At 72.4% G+C, this 16173-nt stretch carries 15 protein-coding genes; 7 read left to right on the top strand and 8 right to left on the bottom strand.

The annotated features are described in order from the left end of the window. Positions 1-6: 6 nt before the first annotated feature. From ACPWUT_RS08345 to ACPWUT_RS08320, 6 genes are all read right to left on the bottom strand, one after another. Positions 7-240: a hypothetical protein gene (locus ACPWUT_RS08345; RefSeq protein ID WP_425836472.1), complete on the bottom strand. Its 234-nt coding sequence runs from the start codon at positions 238-240 to the stop codon at positions 7-9. Between the two features lie 43 nt (positions 241-283). Next, entirely contained in the window at positions 284-568 is a 285-nt protein-coding gene (locus tag ACPWUT_RS08340) for a hypothetical protein (protein ID WP_284527516.1), read from the bottom strand. 144 nt (positions 569-712) lie between these two features. Next, positions 713-1981, bottom strand: a complete 1269-nt coding sequence (locus ACPWUT_RS08335; RefSeq protein WP_425836469.1) for an alpha/beta fold hydrolase — start codon at positions 1979-1981, stop codon at positions 713-715. Between the two features lie 17 nt (positions 1982-1998). Then, positions 1999-3576, bottom strand: a complete 1578-nt coding sequence (locus ACPWUT_RS08330; RefSeq protein ID WP_284527514.1) for a S8 family peptidase — start codon at positions 3574-3576, stop codon at positions 1999-2001. A gap of 98 nt (positions 3577-3674) precedes the next feature. After that, complete coding sequence (locus ACPWUT_RS08325; protein ID WP_284527513.1) at positions 3675-4616, bottom strand: hypothetical protein; 942 nt, start codon at positions 4614-4616, stop codon at positions 3675-3677. A 77-nt stretch (positions 4617-4693) separates the two neighbouring features. Further along, positions 4694-5386 carry an NTP transferase domain-containing protein gene (locus ACPWUT_RS08320; RefSeq protein WP_425836464.1) on the bottom strand — a complete coding sequence of 231 codons (693 nt, stop codon included), beginning with the start codon at positions 5384-5386 and terminating at the stop codon, positions 4694-4696. A gap of 499 nt (positions 5387-5885) precedes the next feature. On the opposite strand from ACPWUT_RS08320, the gene ACPWUT_RS08315 reads away from it, so the two are divergent. Genes ACPWUT_RS08315 through ACPWUT_RS08305 form a run of 3 tightly spaced genes read left to right on the top strand, consistent with a single transcriptional unit; the run spans position 5886 to position 9128 of the window. Then, positions 5886-7289, top strand: coding sequence for an ABC transporter ATP-binding protein (locus tag ACPWUT_RS08315; RefSeq protein ID WP_425836461.1), 1404 nt, complete (start codon positions 5886-5888; stop codon positions 7287-7289). After that, positions 7265-8821: a hypothetical protein gene (locus ACPWUT_RS08310; RefSeq protein ID WP_425836458.1), complete on the top strand. Its 1557-nt coding sequence runs from the start codon at positions 7265-7267 to the stop codon at positions 8819-8821. Before ACPWUT_RS08315 ends, ACPWUT_RS08310 begins: the two co-directional genes overlap by 25 nt. Before the next feature lie 40 nt (positions 8822-8861). Continuing rightward, positions 8862-9128 carry a DUF3039 domain-containing protein gene (locus ACPWUT_RS08305; RefSeq protein WP_284527509.1) on the top strand — a complete coding sequence of 89 codons (267 nt, stop codon included), beginning with the start codon at positions 8862-8864 and terminating at the stop codon, positions 9126-9128. A 3-nt stretch (positions 9129-9131) separates the two neighbouring features. Here ACPWUT_RS08305 and ACPWUT_RS08300 read toward each other — a convergent pair whose 3' ends face one another. After that, the gene (locus ACPWUT_RS08300) at positions 9132-10499 is read right to left on the bottom strand and encodes a nicotinate phosphoribosyltransferase (RefSeq protein WP_425836454.1); all 1368 of its coding nucleotides are present in this window, start codon (positions 10497-10499) and stop codon (positions 9132-9134) included. A 61-nt stretch (positions 10500-10560) separates the two neighbouring features. Between ACPWUT_RS08300 and murI the strand changes: the two genes are divergently transcribed. From murI to ACPWUT_RS08280, 4 genes are all read left to right on the top strand, one after another. Beyond that, positions 10561-11388, top strand: a complete 828-nt coding sequence (murI, locus tag ACPWUT_RS08295; protein WP_284527507.1) for a glutamate racemase — start codon at positions 10561-10563, stop codon at positions 11386-11388. Further along, positions 11385-12134: a ribonuclease PH gene (rph, locus tag ACPWUT_RS08290; RefSeq protein ID WP_284527506.1), complete on the top strand. Its 750-nt coding sequence runs from the start codon at positions 11385-11387 to the stop codon at positions 12132-12134. Before murI ends, rph begins: the two co-directional genes overlap by 4 nt. Before the next feature lies 1 nt (position 12135). After that, entirely contained in the window at positions 12136-12729 is a 594-nt protein-coding gene (gene rdgB / locus ACPWUT_RS08285; RefSeq protein ID WP_284527505.1) for an RdgB/HAM1 family non-canonical purine NTP pyrophosphatase, read from the top strand. Positions 12730-12794: 65 nt separating this feature from the next. Beyond that, the gene (locus ACPWUT_RS08280) at positions 12795-13706 is read left to right on the top strand and encodes a cation diffusion facilitator family transporter (RefSeq protein ID WP_284527504.1); all 912 of its coding nucleotides are present in this window, start codon (positions 12795-12797) and stop codon (positions 13704-13706) included. Positions 13707-13713: 7 nt separating this feature from the next. Here the strand turns inward: ACPWUT_RS08280 and ACPWUT_RS08275 are convergent, their stop codons facing one another. After that, on the bottom strand, positions 13714-16125 hold the full coding sequence (locus ACPWUT_RS08275) for an ATP-dependent DNA ligase (protein ID WP_425836447.1): 2412 nt from the start codon (positions 16123-16125) through the stop codon (positions 13714-13716). Positions 16126-16173 lie beyond the last annotated feature (48 nt).

Genomic DNA, 16173 nt, shown 5'->3' with positions numbered 1-16173 from the left:
CGCGACTCAGTCGGCGTCGTCCCCGTCGACGTGATCGCCGCCCGTCGCCTGCGACGCGGGCTCAGCGGTGTGGATCGTGTAGGCGATCGTCTCGCGCGGCGGCGCGTCGCCGAACAGCGGCAGCTCGAAGGCCGCCGTGCGCTCGGCGAGCATCTCGGTGGGCTCCCGCGGCTCCCACGGCTCGGCGGGAAGCCCTGCCCACTCGGACGGCTCTTCCGGTCGCTGCTGGAACAGTCCCATGCCGCCATTGTCCTCCGTTCGAGGCGTCGCGGCCAGCGCCGGGTCACATGACGAATCGCCACGCGTACTCCACTCCCGTACCGGATCGGAACCAGCACACGGTCACGACGACCGCATCGAGATCGGTGTCGCAGAGACAGAGATCGATCGTCTCCCCCGGGTGCAGCCGGCCCCACTGCTCGGTCGTCCCGTCTGAGCGGAAGACCCGCACGAAGTCGACCGGCGCGTCCCCGTCGTTCACGATGAGCGGGTGGGTCTCGTTGGGGCGTTCGACCCGCCACGGGACGCGGTAGGCCGGCGTCGGATCGGGTTCCCGGAGGTGCAGCATGGCCCCCACCGTAGGTACGGCGTCCGACGCCCGAGGGCGCGTACGACCCTCGGCGCCGGTCCGCGGTGGATGGCGGCGACGCAGAGCGACCTGGGGAGGAGCCAGCGTCTCACCTGAGCGCCGCAGCCCTCCACCGTCCCGCGCTCAGCCGGGGGCGTCCACGGCGCGCAGCAGCGCGTACGCGACCTGTCGGCCGGTGACGTCGGAATGCCCGGTGATGTAGGAGTCGGCGTTGAGGGAGGCGACCCGTCCCGGCGGGAAGTCGTAGGCGCCGCCGACGGCGCGCAGCTTCCCGGGCGGGAGGGACGCCGGCGTCTTCAGCGCGCCGTTTCGTCCGATTCCGCCGTACGGATCGTTCTCGTCGCCGATGGCGGCGCCGATCTGACGGGCGAGGCGCGAGGCGATCGCGTAGGCCAGACCGACCGCGGTGTCGTTGCGCGTGAACGTGACGAGGATGGGGCCCTCCACCTTGGCCGGCGCGCCGGCGAACAGCCCGTCGGTCCCCGCCCCGTCCCAGTTCCGCGCCATCCCGAAGTGGCTGAACGCCGCCTGCAGAAGCGTGAGCGACGACACCGGAGCCCTCGCGGCGTCGGCGGCCGCCGTCACCGCGCGGCCCCCGAAGGAGTGACCCACGAGATGCAGGCGCGCCTGCGGATGATCCGCGTGGAGGCGCTCGAGCAGCCGTGCGATCCCCTTCCTCCCCACGACTCCGGCGCGCTCCTTCATCGTGTAATACGTGGCGATGTTGAGCGCGTTGCGCGCAGCGTCGATCAGCGAGGAGAAGAGCCCTGCGCCGCCGCCCACCGGCTCGGGCGGTGCCGCGAGGTCCAGCACGGCCGCTCCGCCGACGGCGGCGGGTGCGGTCTCGTCGGCGCCGCCGCGCACGGCCTCGATCACCTCCAGGGCCGGCGCGCTGCGGAAGATCCGGAACGCCGCGGCGTCCTCGCCCTTCGTCGAGCGGGGCAGGGTGGTCCGCAGCACCTCGACGAACTGCACCGCCGCGTCCGGGTCGTGCTCCAGCCGGTCCACGAGCGCCAGCAGCCTCCGACGCGCGGCGGCACCTGTCACCATGGTCTCGATCTCGGATCGGAGGGCCTCCGCGGGGCCGTCCGCCCCCGCGCCCGCGCCGGAGTTCTCCGGCGGTGCCCACTGGATGGACGGCCAGATCGCACCGACCACGGCGAACTGCCGGCGGCGACTCCCGGGCACGGCGTCCCGCACCGCGACGATCGACGTCACGAGCCGCTCGTACAGTGCACGGGCGTCGCCGGGGGTGTTGTTCCAGCCGTGGCAGAGGATCAGCACATCGGTCGCGGCGTGGGTGGCGAGCAGATCGGAGGCGCCGTCCACGTCGTCGGGCTCCACCCAGGCGCCCTTCCCGTCGATCCGCACCTCGGCGTACGGAAGCTTCATCGCGTCCTCCTCGCTCCTCACACGGACTGGATCGCCCGCATGGCATCGACGATCCCCGCGCCCTGGAAGGTCCGCTCGCGGCCGAGGTCGCCGGCGGAATCCATGAGGATGCGCTTGACGTCGTCGGGTCTGCCGACGAACTCCTTGTGGACAGAGAGGAACGCGGCCGCCACTCCTGATACATGCGGTGCCGACATCGACGTCCCGGAATCCTCCACGTATCCGGCGTCCTTCACGTGCTCCCGCGCCCGGGCGAGCATCGATCCGGCGCCGGCGCTGACGACGCGCTCGCCGGGGGCGACCAGATCGGGCTTGGACCGCCCGTCGCCGGTGGGTCCCTTGGACGAGAAGTACGAGACGCCGGTCTGATACGGCTTGAGGGAGGTCGATCCGACGGTGATGGCCCGTGCGGCGTTCCCCGGGTCGTTGATCGTCATGCCGAAGCCGAGCCGCATCTCGCGCCCGGCCGTGTCGCGCGCTGCGCCGTAGCCCGTGTTGCCTGCCGACGCGACGACGCACACGCCCATCGCGACGAGGCGGTCGACCTCGCGGCACACGGGGGAGAGCCCGGTGCCGAACCAGGACGGGTCGAACGGATAGCCCAGCGACAGGTTCACCCCGTGGACGTTGAGCTCACGACCGCCGCGATTGAGCTCTTGGACGTATTCGAGCGCTTCGAGCAGCGCCGCCACGTCCCCGGTGCGGTCTTCCCGCAGCACCTGCAGCGACAGGATCTTCGTCTGCGGCGCCATCCCGCTGATGCGCTCCAGCTCGACGCGCTCGACGCCGGCGCCGCCGTCGGGCGTGCGGTACCAGGTGGCCGCGACGATCGGCTTGCGCGCGGTCGCCGTCCTCCCGCCGGCGATGATGCCCGCGACGTGCGTGCCGTGACCGTTCTCGTCGGCCAGAGGGCGGTCACTGCCCGCCACGAAGCTCCGGTGGGCGAGCCGGCCGGGCAGGTCCAGGGTGTCGTAGGTCTGGAAGTGCGGATGGCGCGCGTCGACGCCGGTGTCGAGCACGGCCCAGACGATCCCGGCGCCCGTCGCCTCGAAGGATCGCACCGCCGCATCGGCCTTCACCGTGAGAGCGGAGCGGTGGATCGTCGCGCGGACCTCGAAGTTCGGCCAGATGCGGGAGATGAACCGGCGCGGCGCGTTGCGCTGGGAGTGCCGTGAGGGCGCGCGACCCCCGTCGACCGCCGCGGCGTCGCGCTCGACGAGCTCGAGGATCTCCTCGCGGGTGAGGGCCGCCAGGACGTACGACCGGGTCTCCCACACGGGGGCGTCGGGAGCCGTGAGGGTGATCAGCACCCGCAGCTGCGACATCGCCTCGTCGGTCGCGAGCCCGCCGTCGCTGCGCACCTCCAGGACGATGCCGATGCGCTCGCCGTCGCCGGAGCCCGCCATGCGCTCCGCCAGCGGGCGGGTGATCACCGAGTCCGTCACCAGGGACACCGTCGACGGCATCCCCGGCAGCGGGAACGCCGGAGGCGGCCCGGGAGGTGCCGGCTCCGTCCCGTCCACCGCGGGCACCGTGCCCGACACCCCGAACTCGCGCGGCAGCGCCGGCCGCCCGTCCCGCTCCGACGACGTCACGATCCCCTCCTGCCCGCACAGTGGTCTCGCCCAGGTCCGGGACCGTCGAATGGTCCCGCCCGGAGGCTACCGCCCGGGCGGCGCCGCTGTCAGGGGGGTCAGTCGTCGCCGAGGTCGTCCGGGTCGGCCGTCGGGGCCGCGTCCGTGCGTCGGGTCAGCGCAGCGCGCGGAGCGGAGGCGGCACGGCCCACCGCGTCGGTGACGCTCCTGCCGGCGCCCGCGACCGCGCCGCCGGCGCGCCGGGCGGCGCGCACCAGCGAGTGCTCCACGCGGACGGCCCCGGGCTTGGGCTCGAGCTCGACCGGGTAGGTGAGCGGCGGCGCTCCGAAAGCGCGCCGGGAGTTGGCGAGCACGCGGCGGCCGAGCAGGTGGTTGCCGGTGCCGCCGACGGCTGCGCCGATGCCGAACGGCAGCGCCTTGCCGAGGATCGAGGCACCGCCCTTGGCCGCGAACTGATGGACGAACGCCGTCTTGAGACGGTCGACGAGCGGGCCGACGGCGGCGCGGGGGAGAGACTTCGTGATGAGCTCACCCCAGTACTTCTCCCGCGGGGCGCCCTTGCCGGACGCCTGCCGAGCCCACTGCGACACGAGGTCGACGCCTTCGGATCCGAGCATCAGGGTGAGGACGAGGGCGCGCGCGCGGTCGGGGTTCTCGACGCGGATGCCGTGGAGTTCTGCCAGGGACTGGGCGAACAGCGCCGTCGCGTCGAGGAAGCCGACCGTCTCGACGCCGCTCAGGGCGAGGGTCATCCCGGTGCCGATGCCGGGGACCACGGCGGTCGCCCCGACGGCGGCGCCTCCGGTGGTGACGGCGGCGAGGTAGCGCCGCTCGAGCATCCGCACGACCTGCGCGGTGTCGGCGCCGGGGTGGCGCAGCCGGATGCTGCGCAGGTGGGCCACCACGACCGGTCGCTGGACGGCGAGGACCCGGTCGAGCATGCGGATCACGCGCGGATGCTCCGGCGATCCCTCGGGTGGGATGCCGCCGGCCCACGGCGCGTCGGGAGGCAGGGAGTGGATGCGGGGGACCTCGGCCATATCAGCCACGATCGTAGGAGCACTCGCTGGGCGAGTGCTGATGGCCGCGGGCGCGCCGCCGAGCCCGGGGCGCGAGGTCAGACGAACTGATTGGCGCGCTCGAGGTCTTCGGCGAAGTCGACCTCCACCGCGTAGAGGTCGGAGATGTCGAGCGGCTCGATGCGCAGGCCGTTCTCGGCGATGGCCTTCTCGAGACCGCGCTCGAAGTAGTCCTGGTCGTCGACGTGGCCGAGGTGCGCGATGAGCGTGCGCTTGTCCTCCGCGGAGATGAAGTTGATGCCGACCGCCTCGCCGATCCCGCCGACGACCACCTTGGAGAGCTCGTCGATGTATCCCTCGGGCGTGACGGTGTACTTGACCTCTTCGTCGCTCACCTTCGCCGTGTTCACGGTGACGAAGGACTGGCCGCGCTCGATGTGCGCGATGGCGCGTCCGAGCACCCGCGGGTCGAAGACGACGTCGCCGTTCATCCACAGCACGCCGCCCTTGCCCGTCGCCTTGAGGGCGCGCAGCAGGCTCTTGGACGTGTTGGTCTGGTCGTAGCGGTCGTTGTAGACGTAGTCGACCTCGGGGAACGCCTCGACGATCGTCTCGGCGCGGTAGCCGACGACGGTCATGATGCGCGCATCGCGCCCGAAGGCGGCGCGGATGTTGTCGTGCTGCTGCTGCATGATCGTGCGACCGTCGGCGAGCTCGGTGAGCGGCTTGGGCAGGCTGCGCCCGAGCCGCGAGCCCATGCCCGCTGCGAGGATGACGATCTGAAGAGTCACGATGATGCTCCTGAAGGTGTTCACTGTCTGTTAGACAAAGAGACACGCCTTCGTGCCGCATCCGATGCTACCGAAGACGCCTGGGAACCCGCAGAATGCCCGCGGCTCGTTGCCCTTTCGTGACCTGCGGCGCTCCGTGGCGCACCGTGACGCACCCGGCGGACTCCCGGCGAGGTCTTGCTAGGTTGGTCGGGTGACAGCCTCCCTCTCGCCGTCGCAGGAAGATCCTTTGGACATCACGGACTCCTCTTCGGCCGCCCCTCCGCTTCCGGGGATCTCTGCGGCCGAGGCGGCGGAGAGCACGGTTCCCGCACCCGCTGCATCGCCCCGCCCGCCCCGCCCGCCGCGCCCCACTCCGGCGCGATCATCGTCGGCGCGGGCGACGTCCTCGGCATCGGGGACGAAGGCCGCCCCTCGGCCCAAGAGGGCCGCCGTCGACGACTCCGCGACGGAGCAGCCGCCGGCCACGCCGCCGAAGCCGCAGGTGTCGGCTGCCGCCGTGGCCGCGCAGTACCGCGACGAGGCGTCGATCGAGCGACCGGCCGGGGTGCCGCCCGCGCCGGAGCCGGACGCCTCCGCGACGGTTGACGAGGTTGCGGCGCCCGTGGCCCGACCGACGCCGAAGAAGAAGAGGACGCCCGCACGGAAGTCGCCGAGGACCCCTGCAGGTCCGGTCGCGCCGGCCGAGCCCGAGGCCGACGTTCCGCAGGCCGAGGTGGCCGCACCCGAAGCGGCAGCGCCCGAGATCGTCGAGCCCGAGGCGGCAGCGCCGGAGATCGACGAGGCCGAGGAAGCAGCCTCGGGGATCGTCGAGCCTGAGCCTGAGCCTGAGCCTGAGCCGGAGCCGGAGCCGGAGCCTGAGCCCGAACCCGAACCCGAACCCGAGGAAGAGCTCGCCGAGCCCGTCGAGCCTGAGCCTACGGAGCCCGAGCCGACGGAGCCCGAGCCGGAGACCTCGGCGGCTGGTGCCTCCGAACCGGTCGACGTCGCGTCGCCCGTCGATCCGGCGCTCACCGAGACCGCGGAGGTCGTCGCCGACCCCCTCGATGTCGCCGACGTCGGAACGGGCGGCGAGAAGCCCTCGCCCGGGCAGACGGTCCTGGCCGACGTCGCTTCCGGGTCGGAGGACGTCACGGAGACCGACGTCCCCGCCGTGCGGCTGCGCGGTGTGGCCAAGTCGTTCGGCGAGACCCGTGCGGTCGATGCGATCGACCTGTCCATCCCGGCGGGGACCTTCTACGGCGTGGTCGGCCCGAACGGCGCCGGCAAGACGACGACCCTCTCGATGATCGCGGGGCTGCTGCGTCCCGACCGCGGCACGATCGAGATCGCCGGCCTCGACCTCGCCGCCGAGCCGACTCGCGCGAAGCGCATGATGGGCATCCTCCCCGACCGGCTGCGCACGTTCGACCGGCTCACCGGTCGGCAGCTCCTGCACTACTACGGGGTGCTGCGAGGATTGGCGCCGGCAGTCGTCGAGAGCCGCGCCGCCGACCTCGCCCGTGCGTTCGATCTCGCCGGCGATCTGGGGCGCACCGTCGCCGACTACTCCGCGGGAATGACCAAGAAGGTCATGCTCGCGGGCGCGATGATCCACTCGCCGCGAGTGCTGGTGCTCGACGAGCCGTTCGAAGCCGTCGACCCCGTCTCCAGCGCGATCATCCTCGACATCCTGAAGGCGTACGTCGCCCACGGGGGAACGGTCGTCCTCTCCTCCCACGGCATGGATCTGGTCGAGCGCGTGTGCTCGGGCGTGGCCGTCGTCGTGGCCGGACAGGTGCTCGCCGAGGGCACTGTCGAGGAGGTCCGCGGCGAGCTGACGCTCGAGCAGAGGTTCATCGAGCTGGCGGGCGGACTGAGCGACGTGGAGGGCCTCGAGTGGCTGCACACGTTCTCCGGCTGAGGCTCGCTCTCCTCGTCGGTGCGCTCCGCGGCGATGCCCGTCAGGTGACGCGGTCGGTCGCCGTCCTCGCCGCGCTCGTGGTGGGACTGGGCGCCGTCGTCTGGGGTCTTCTCCGGCTGCGGGACGCGCCGGACGAGGTGGCGCAGACGGTGACGATCGTCGGCGGCGCGGGCGTCACGGTCGGGTTTTTCGTCACCCCGCTCCTCGGCGGGCCGGAGGATCCGCTCGATCCCCGGCGGTTCGCGGTCTTCGGCGTCTCTCCGACGGCTCTGGCCGGCTCGGTGCTCCTGGCGAGCGTGGCGAGCGTGCCCGTCCTCTCCCTGATGGCCCTCGGCGTCGCACTCGTCGCGCTGTGGGGCGCGCACGGGGCCGCCCCGGCAGTCGGCGTGATCTCGGTCGTCCTCGGCATCCTGACCTGCGTGCTGGGGGGCAAGGTGGCCGCCGCGCTCGCGGCACGCGTGCTCCGCCACCGCCGTTCCCGGGAGCTCACCGGACTGCTCCTGGTGGGGCTGCTCGTGGTCGTCGTGCCGGTCGTCGTCTTCCTGGCGTCGCTGCAGTGGCGGGGCCGCGTCCCCACCCAGCTCACCGAAGCGGTCGACATCCTCGCGGTCACCCCCGTCGGGGCCGCGTGGGCGCTCCCGTGGCGGGCTCTCGACGATGCGGCGCTCCTGCCCGCGCTGGTCGCCGTCGGGACCGTCCTGCTGCTCGCTGCGACGTGGTGGGCTCTGGTCCACTGGCTCCTCACCACGACCGAGCGACCGCTGAGCTCCCGCGCCCAGCGCGGGCTCGGATGGTTCGCGGTGACCCCCGGCACCCCGTCCGGCGCGATCGCTGCCCGGAGCCTCATCTACTGGCTCCGCGACCCGCGCTACATCATGAACTTCCTCGTCGTCCCGATCTCCGCGATCCTCACGATGGTGCCGCTGGTCGTGGTCGGGGTGCCCCTGTCGCTCGCCGCGCTGCTGCCGGCACCCTTCATCGCGCTCTTCTTCGGCTGGCTCGCGCACAACGACCTCGCCTACGACTCGACGGCGCTGTGGATGCATGTCGCCTCAGCGGTCCGCGGTGCGGCGGACCGTCTGGGCCGGCTCGTGCCGGTGACCCTGATCGCGGTGCCGCTGCTGGCGATCGCCGTCCCCGTGACCGTCGGCATGCACGGCCGGTGGGCACTGCTTCCCGCGATGGTGGGCGTCTGCGCCAGCCTGTTCCTCTCGGGCCTCGGCCTCTCCTCGCTCTCGTCGGTGCTCGCCCCCTACCCGGCCTCGCGCCCGGGCGACGGGCCTTTCCAGCAGCCGCAGCGCACCGGGGGAGCGCTGGCCCAGGGCGCCGTGCTCGTCGGCACGCTCGTCGTGAGCGCCCCCGCCCTGTGGTGGGGCTGGCTCACGCTCGGCGGTGACGACGAGGCCGCATGGTCGGCGTTCTGGGGCGGGCTGGCGATCGGCGCCTCGGTCCTGACGGCCGGGGTGCTCCTGGGCGGCTGGTTCTTCGAGCGCCGCGGCGGGCGACTGATGGAGTTCGTCGAATCGGCGTGAACCGTCCGCCGGCGACCGTGCGCCAGTAGACTCGCTGTCCATGAGCACGCCACTGGACAGTCCCGACCAGGGAGGCCTCGCCACCCTCGATCGCGAGCTCGAAGAGCTCATCCGCGAGGAGAACGTCGAGCCGGGCGACCACGAGCGCTTCTCCCATTACGTCAAGAAGGAGAAGATCCTCGAGTCGGCGCTCACGGGCAAGCCGGTCCGTGCGCTGTGCGGCAAGAAGTGGACGCCGGGGAGGGATCCCGAGAAGTTCCCCGTGTGCCCGACGTGCAAGGAGATCTACGAGTCCCTGATGGGCTGAGCGTCACTCCACGTCGCGGAAGACCGTCGGCAGGGCGGGATCAGAGCGGCTGAGCGCGAGCGCCCGCACCGGCAGTTCCTCGCGTACCCGCAGGTGGTGCGCCCGGGCAGCGGCGACGCCCTCCGGGCCGAGATGAGCGGCATCCGTGTCGCCGTGATCGACCAGCAGCACCTGCAGCGCCCGTGCGTCGGGGTGGTCGGCGGGTGTGGGCACCGGTTCGAACCCGTCCGAGACGGTCACGAGCTCGGTGACCGCCTTCCCGCGCTCGAGCTCGCGGAAGGCGGCCTTGCGTCCGCCGCGGGAGCCCTTGTCGGTGGAGTTCTTCGCGACCCCCACCCAGGAGCCGTCGGCGGCCTGACGCGCGACCAGCTTGTAGACCATCCCGGCCGTGGGTGCGCCCGAGCCGGTGACGACGGAGGTGCCCACGCCGTACGCGTCCACGGGAGACGCCGCGAGCGCCGCGATCGCGAACTCGTCGAGGTCGCTGGTGACGGTGATCCGCGTCGACGTGGCCCCGAGCTCGTCGAGCTGGGCGCGCACCTCGGCCGCCACCGTCGGGAGGTCGCCCGAGTCGATGCGGACACCGCCGAGTGACGTGCCGGCGACGCGGATGGCCGCGGCGACGCCTTCGCGGATGTCGTAGGTGTCGATCAGGAGGGTGGTGTCGGTGCCGAGCGCCTCGATCTGGCTGCGGAAGGCCGCCTCCTCGCTGTCGTGCAGCAGCGTCCAGGCGTGCGCGGCGGTGCCCATCGTCGGGATGCCCCAGCGGCGGCCCGCCTCGAGGTTGCTCGTCGCGCCGAAACCGGTGATGTAGGCGGCGCGCGCGGCGGCCACGGCGGACTGCTCGGCCGCGCGGCGGGAGCCCATCTCCGCGAGCGGCCGGTCGCCGGCGGCGATGCTCATGCGGGCGGCGGCGTTGGCGACGGCGGAGTCGTGGTTGAGCACGCTGAGGGCGAGCGTCTCGAGCACGACCGATTCGGCGAAGGACCCCTCGATCGTGAGGATGGGGGAGCCCGGGAAGTACAGTTCGCCCTCGGCATAGCCGGTGATCGAGCCGGAGAAGCGGTACGACTCCAGGAAGGCGAGGGTCTCGGCGCTCACGACGCGCTCGTCGCGCAGGAAGCGCAGCTCGTCCTCGCCGAAGCGGAAGTCCTGCAGGGCGGCTAGGAGGCGCCCCGTGCCCGCGACGACGCCGAAGCGGCGCGCACCGGGGAGCCGGCGCGCGAACAGCTCGAACACGCAGTGCCGCGCCGCGGTGCCGTCGCGCAGCGCGGCGTCGAGCATGGTCAGCTCGTACCGGTCGGTGAGGAGGGCGGTGCTCGGGGAGTGGTTCGGAGAGGGGTGCGGGGACTCGCTCGGCGCGACGCTCATGCGGTCACTCTATCGACGCGCCGCCGGCATCCGGCCCGGCTGCGCCGGGTAGGCTGGGATCGTGAATGACGCGCCGATCGGGATCTTCGATTCAGGCGTCGGGGGACTCACGGTGGCGCGCGCGGTCTCGCAGCTGCTGCCCCGGGAATCCGTGCTCTACATCGGCGACACCGCTCACTCGCCGTACGGCCCCAAGCCCATCGCCGACGTCCGCCGCTATGCGCTCGAGGTGCTCGACACGCTCGTGGATCAGGGCGTGAAGATGCTCGTCATCGCCTGCAACACCGCGTCGGCTGCCATGCTCCGCGACGCGCGCGAGCGCTACGACGTGCCCGTCGTCGAGGTGATCGGGCCCGCGGTGCGCACCGCGATGTCGACCACGCGCAACGGGCGGGTGGGGGTCATCGGGACCGCCGGGACCGTCGGCTCGGGGGTCTACCAGGACATGCTCGGGGTGAACGAGAACCTGACCGTCTTCGCGCAGGCCTGCCCGCGCTTCGTGGAGTTCGTCGAGGCGGGTGTCACCGACTCGCCCGACGTGCTCGCGGTGGCCGAGGACTACCTGGCGCCGCTGCGTCATGCCGGCGTCGACACCCTCGTGCTGGGCTGCACCCACTACCCGTTCCTCGAGGGCGCGATCAGCTACGTCATGGGACCGGACGTGTCGCTCGTCTCGAGCGACACCGAGACCGCGAAGGACGTGTACCGCCAGCTGGTGTCGCGCGACCTCCTCGCCGGACCCGATGCCACCGCCACCCACGTGTACGAAGCCACCGGCGACTCCGCCGATGAGTTCCTGAGCCTCGCCCACCGGCTGATGGGGCGCGGCGTCTCGAGCGTCCGCCTCGTGCAGACCGGCGCCATCGACCTTCCGAAGGGGACCCCATGACCGACATCGTCCGCGCCGACGGCCGCACCACCGACCAGCTGCGACCGGTCGTCATCGAACGCGGCTGGAGCGCCCACGCCGAGGGGTCCGCGCTGGTCTCGTTCGGCGACACGAAGGTGCTGTGCACCGCGTCCTTCACCGGCGGCGTGCCCCGCTGGCTCACCGGCAAGGGCAAGGGCTGGGTCACCGCCGAGTACGCGATGCTCCCGCGGGCGACCAACTCGCGCAACGACCGCGAGTCGGTCAAGGGGCGCATCGGCGGCCGCACGCACGAGATCTCCCGGCTGATCGGGCGGTCCCTGCGCGCCGTGGTCGACACCAAGGCGCTGGGCGAGAACACGATCGTCATCGACTGCGATGTGCTGCAGGCCGACGGCGGCACGCGGACCGCGGCGATCACGGGGGCGTATGTGGCGCTGGCCGACGCCGTCGAGTGGGGTCGCGCGAAGGGTCTCGTGGCCAAGAAGGCGCAGGTGCTGGTCGACTCGGTCGCGGCGGTGTCGGTGGGCATCATCGACGGCGCCCCCATGCTCGACCTCGCCTACGTCGAGGACGTGCGCGCCGAGACCGACATGAACCTCGTCGTCACCGGGCGCGGCCTGTTCGTCGAGGTGCAGGGCACCGCCGAGGGCGCGCCGTTCGACAAGCGCGAGCTCGACGCGCTCCTCGAGCTCGGGCTCGCAGGCTGCGCGTCGCTGCGCGACCTCCAGTCCAGCGCGCTGGCGAGCGACGTCGCGGAGGCGTGACGTGCCGCGCGTCGTCCTGGCCACCCACAACCCCCACAAGGTGGAGGAGTTCGGTCACATCGTCGCAGCGACCCGTCCCGACCTGGAGGTCGTCGCCTACGACGGTCCCGAACCGGTCGAGGACGGCGTGACGTTCGCCGAGAACGCGCTCATCAAGGCCCGGGCGGCAGCGGCGCACACGGGCCTGGCCGCCCTCGCCGATGACTCGGGCATCTGCGTCGACGCCCTCGGCGGGGCGCCGGGGGCCTTCTCGGCGTACTGGGCGGGGCACCGCAAGGACGCCGCCGCCAACGTCGAGCTCCTCCTCGATCAGCTGGCCGACATCGCCGATCCGCGCCGCACCGCCCACTTCACCTCGGTCATCGCGCTCGTGACACCGGAGGGGGCGGAGCACGTCGTCGAGGGCATCTGGCCGGGCCGCCTCGCGACCGCAGCCGCCGGCGGCGGCGGCTTCGGCTATGACCCGATCTTCATCCCCGACGACCAGACCGGTCCGGAGCGCACAGCGGCCGAGCTGTCGCCCGAGGAGAAGAACGCGCAGTCGCACCGGGCCCGAGCCTTCGTGGCGCTGGCGCCGCTCCTGCGCGACCTATAACCGTTCTCATTCCCGTCTAGGCGTTCCGCGCCGCCGCGTGCCGGGGGCGGCTCTAGCCTGGTGGCATGCACGATCACGCGCCTGGCACGGGGCTTCGAGGAGCGAGCAACCGCCGCCTCCTGACGATCTCGCTCGGACTCACCGGCGTGGTCTTCCTCGTGCAGGTGGTCGGTGCGCTCCTGTCGGGATCGCTCGCGCTCCTGGCCGACTCCGCCCACATGCTCACCGACGCGTCGGGACTGATCATTGCCCTGGTCGCGAGTGCCGTCGCAGCGCGACCGGCGAACGATCGGCGCACCTACGGCTATCAGCGCGCGGAGGTCTTCGGGGCCCTGATCAACGCGATCATCCTCCTCGTCCTGGCGACGGCCATCGCGTTCGAGGGCGTCCGCCGCCTCGCGGAGCCCGCCGACGCGGAGGTCGCGGGCGGCCTCATGCTGGTCGTGGCGGTGGTCGGCCTCCTCGCCAATGCCGTCGCGATGTGGCTGCTCTCCAGCGCGCAGAAGCGCAGCATCAACGTGCGGGGGGCCTACCTGGAGGTCCTGGGCGACCTGCTGGGTTCGGTCGCGGTGATCGTCGCCGCAGTCGTCATCGTGACGACGGGCTGGCTCCCGGCCGACGCGATCGCCTCGCTCCTGATCGCCGCGATGATCGTCCCCCGCGCGATCGCGCTGCTGCGGGAGGTCGTCTCCGTGCTCGCCGAGTCCGTGCCGGAGGGGACGCAGGTGCAGGAGATCCGTGCGCACCTGCTGAGCAAGCCGGGGGTGACGGCGGTCCACGACGTCCACGTCTGGCAGCTCACCCGCGGCGCGCCGGTCTTCACCGCGCACGTCGTGGTCGAAGCAGCCGTGCTCGCCGACGGGCGCGCCCCGGAGCTTCTCTCGAGCCTCCAGTCGTGTCTGTCGGAGCACTTCGACGTCGAGCACTCGACCTTCCAGTTCGAACCCGACGGGCACGTCGAGCACCACGCGCACTGACCCTGCGTCAGCGCGTGACGTCGCCCGGGGCGACGTCGGAGCGCAGCCCCCGCCACCGTGCGTGTCGCAGCGTGCCGCCGGGGGTGAACTCGGCGAACTCCACCTCGCCGACGGTCTCGGGCCGCACCCACAGCGCATCCGACGCGTCTGCGGCCGGCACCCCGACGAACGGGTTCACATCGGTCCGCAGCGGGGTGAGGAGGTCTTCCAGGCGGGCGAGCGTGGCCTCGCTGAACCCCGAGCCGACCCGCCCCACATACGACAGGCCGTCGTCGCCCGGGATGCCGAGCAGCAGGGAGCCGATCTGACCGGTCCGGCCGCCCTTGCCCGGGCGGATGCCGCCGATGACGACCTCCTGCGTCTGCGTGAGCTTGACCTTCAGCCATTCCTCGCTCCGCACCCCGCGGCGGTAGCGAGAGCGCGGGTCCTTGACGACGATGCCCTCCAGCGCGAGCTCGCGCGCGGTGGCCAGGGCGGCGTCGACGTCGTGCGACACGGGCGGGACCGCGATCGTGTCCACCGCGTCGGCGGCCACCTGTTCGAGGAGTGCGCGGCGGTCGGTCAGCGGGAGCGCCGAAGCATCGGTACCGCCGTGGGCGAGCAGATCGAAGAGGAAGTAGGCGACCGGGGTGCGCGCGGTCTCCCGCTGGATCTCGTGCGGCTTGGTCAGATGCATGCGGTTCTGCAGGCGGGTGAAGTTGGGCCTGCCGGCGCTGTCGAGGGCGACGATCTCGCCGTCGATCACGCACGGCTCGCTGCCGAGTCCGGCATCGAGGTCGGTGAGCTCGGGGTAGCGGGCCGTGATGTCGGTGCCGCTGCGTGCACGCAGCCGCAGCCGGTCGCCGTCCCACGTGCCGATCGCGCGCACGCCGTCCCACTTGAACTCCGCCCAGACCTCGCCGCTGCGTTCGGCCCAGCGCCGGGCGGCGGCCGTGGCCTGCCCCGGGGTGGAGAGGGTGGCGAGCATCGGCGCGTCGCCGGTGGATGCGGCGGGCGCCGCAGCGTGGGCACGCCCCGGGCGGTGCCGTCCGGCCGGGGCGCGGGAGGCGGGATCCTTCATCCGGTGCAGCAGCCACTGGGACTTCTCGCCGTCGCCGGACGTGCGGATGAGGGCGAGGCGGACGCTGCCGAGCGGACCGCCCGGAGCGCCGACGAGCGTGAAGATCAGCTCGTCGTCGCGCCACTTCTCCAGCTCGTAGGTGCCGGTGTCCCAGATGGTCATCGTCCCGGCGCCGTACTCGCCGCGGGGGATCTCGCCGTGGAAGGTCAGGTACTCGAGCGGGTGGGGCTCGGTCATGACGGCCAGGTGGTTGGTGTCGGGGGAGTCGGGAACGCCGCGGGGCACCGCCCAGCTGACGAGCACGCCCTCGCGCTCCAGCCGCAGGTCATGGTGCAGCCGGGTCGCGTGGTGCTCCTGGATGACGAACCGGGGCGAGTCGCCCGCCCCGAGCAGCGCGGGCGGAGCACTGGGCATGGGCTCCGGTGTGCGGTCGGCGGACCGCTTGGCCAGATAGGGATCGAGCGCGGGCACGCGATGGGGCACCAGTGCGGCGAGCGGATCGACGGCCCCGGCGGCGATCTCCGCCGCGCGAGCGAGCACCTCGTCGAAGCGGAGCTGTCGCAGATCCGGGTCGTCGAGCTCCTCCCAGGTGCGCGGCGCGGCGACCGTCGGCTCGTCGCGGCCACGCAGCGAGTAGGGCGAGATCGTCGTCTTCGACCCGTTGTTCTGGCTCCAGTCGAGGAAGACCTTGCCCGGACGCGCGCTCTTGCTCATCTGACTGACGACGAGGTCGGGGTGGTCGGCCTCCAGCGCGCGCGCGAGCTCCTTGGCGAAGGCGGAGATCTCGTCGCTGGAGCGGGATCCCTCCAGTCGCGCGTACAGATGGATTCCCTTGCTGCCGCTGGTCACCGGCACGGGATCCATCCCGAGGTCGCTCAGCACGAGCCGGCACCAGCGGGCGACCTCGGCGCACTCCACCAGGCCGACGCCCGGGCCAGGGTCCAGGTCGAGCACCACGCGATCGGGCGGCAGGCGGTCGCCGGTGCGATCGAAACGCCACTGCGGCACGTGGAGTTCCAGGCTCGCCACCTGTGCGAGGTAGGCGAGGGCCGCCGTCTCCTCGACGACCGGGTACTCCTTCGCGCCCGAGGAGTGCTCGATCGGGTGCCGTCGGAGCCAACCGGGCGCCCCCTGTTCCAGCGCCTTGGCGAAGAAGGGCGGCTGATCGACGCCCTCGGGCCAGCGCTTGCGGGTCACGGGCCGACCGGCGAGCACCGGCAGAAGGTGCGGCGCGATGCGCACGTAGTAGTCGATCACCTCGCCCTTGGTGGTGCCCGTGGCGGGATAGAGCACCTTGTCGAGATTGCTCACGCGCAGCCGCCGACCGCCGATCTCGACCGTCTGCGCTGCGGATGCCATGCCGCAAGGCTAATGTGCAACCCCTGGCAGGGGAGGCCGCGCGCGGTG

The sequence above is a fragment of the Microbacterium sp. PA5 genome (assembly GCF_049860775.1).
In the GTDB taxonomy this organism is placed as follows: domain Bacteria; phylum Actinomycetota; class Actinomycetes; order Actinomycetales; family Microbacteriaceae; genus Microbacterium.
The sequence above is the reverse complement of the archived record's forward strand: the minus strand, read 5'-3'. Positions and strand labels throughout refer to the sequence as shown.

Coding starts and splice junctions, on each gene's coding strand:
- ACPWUT_RS08345 (WP_425836472.1), bottom strand. CDS start 240: ATGGGACTGTTCCAGCAGCGACCGGAAGAGCCGTCCGAGTGGGCAGGG.
- ACPWUT_RS08340 (WP_284527516.1), bottom strand. CDS start 568: ATGCTGCACCTCCGGGAACCCGATCCGACGCCGGCCTACCGCGTCCCG.
- ACPWUT_RS08335 (WP_425836469.1), bottom strand. CDS start 1,981: ATGAAGCTTCCGTACGCCGAGGTGCGGATCGACGGGAAGGGCGCCTGG.
- ACPWUT_RS08325 (WP_284527513.1), bottom strand. CDS start 4,616: ATGGCCGAGGTCCCCCGCATCCACTCCCTGCCTCCCGACGCGCCGTGG.
- ACPWUT_RS08305 (WP_284527509.1), top strand. CDS start 8,862: ATGAGCACGCCACTGGACAGTCCCGACCAGGGAGGCCTCGCCACCCTC.
- ACPWUT_RS08300 (WP_425836454.1), bottom strand. CDS start 10,499: ATGAGCGTCGCGCCGAGCGAGTCCCCGCACCCCTCTCCGAACCACTCC.
- rph (WP_284527506.1), top strand. CDS start 11,385: ATGACCGACATCGTCCGCGCCGACGGCCGCACCACCGACCAGCTGCGA.
- ACPWUT_RS08280 (WP_284527504.1), top strand. CDS start 12,795: ATGCACGATCACGCGCCTGGCACGGGGCTTCGAGGAGCGAGCAACCGC.
- ACPWUT_RS08275 (WP_425836447.1), bottom strand. CDS start 16,125: ATGGCATCCGCAGCGCAGACGGTCGAGATCGGCGGTCGGCGGCTGCGC.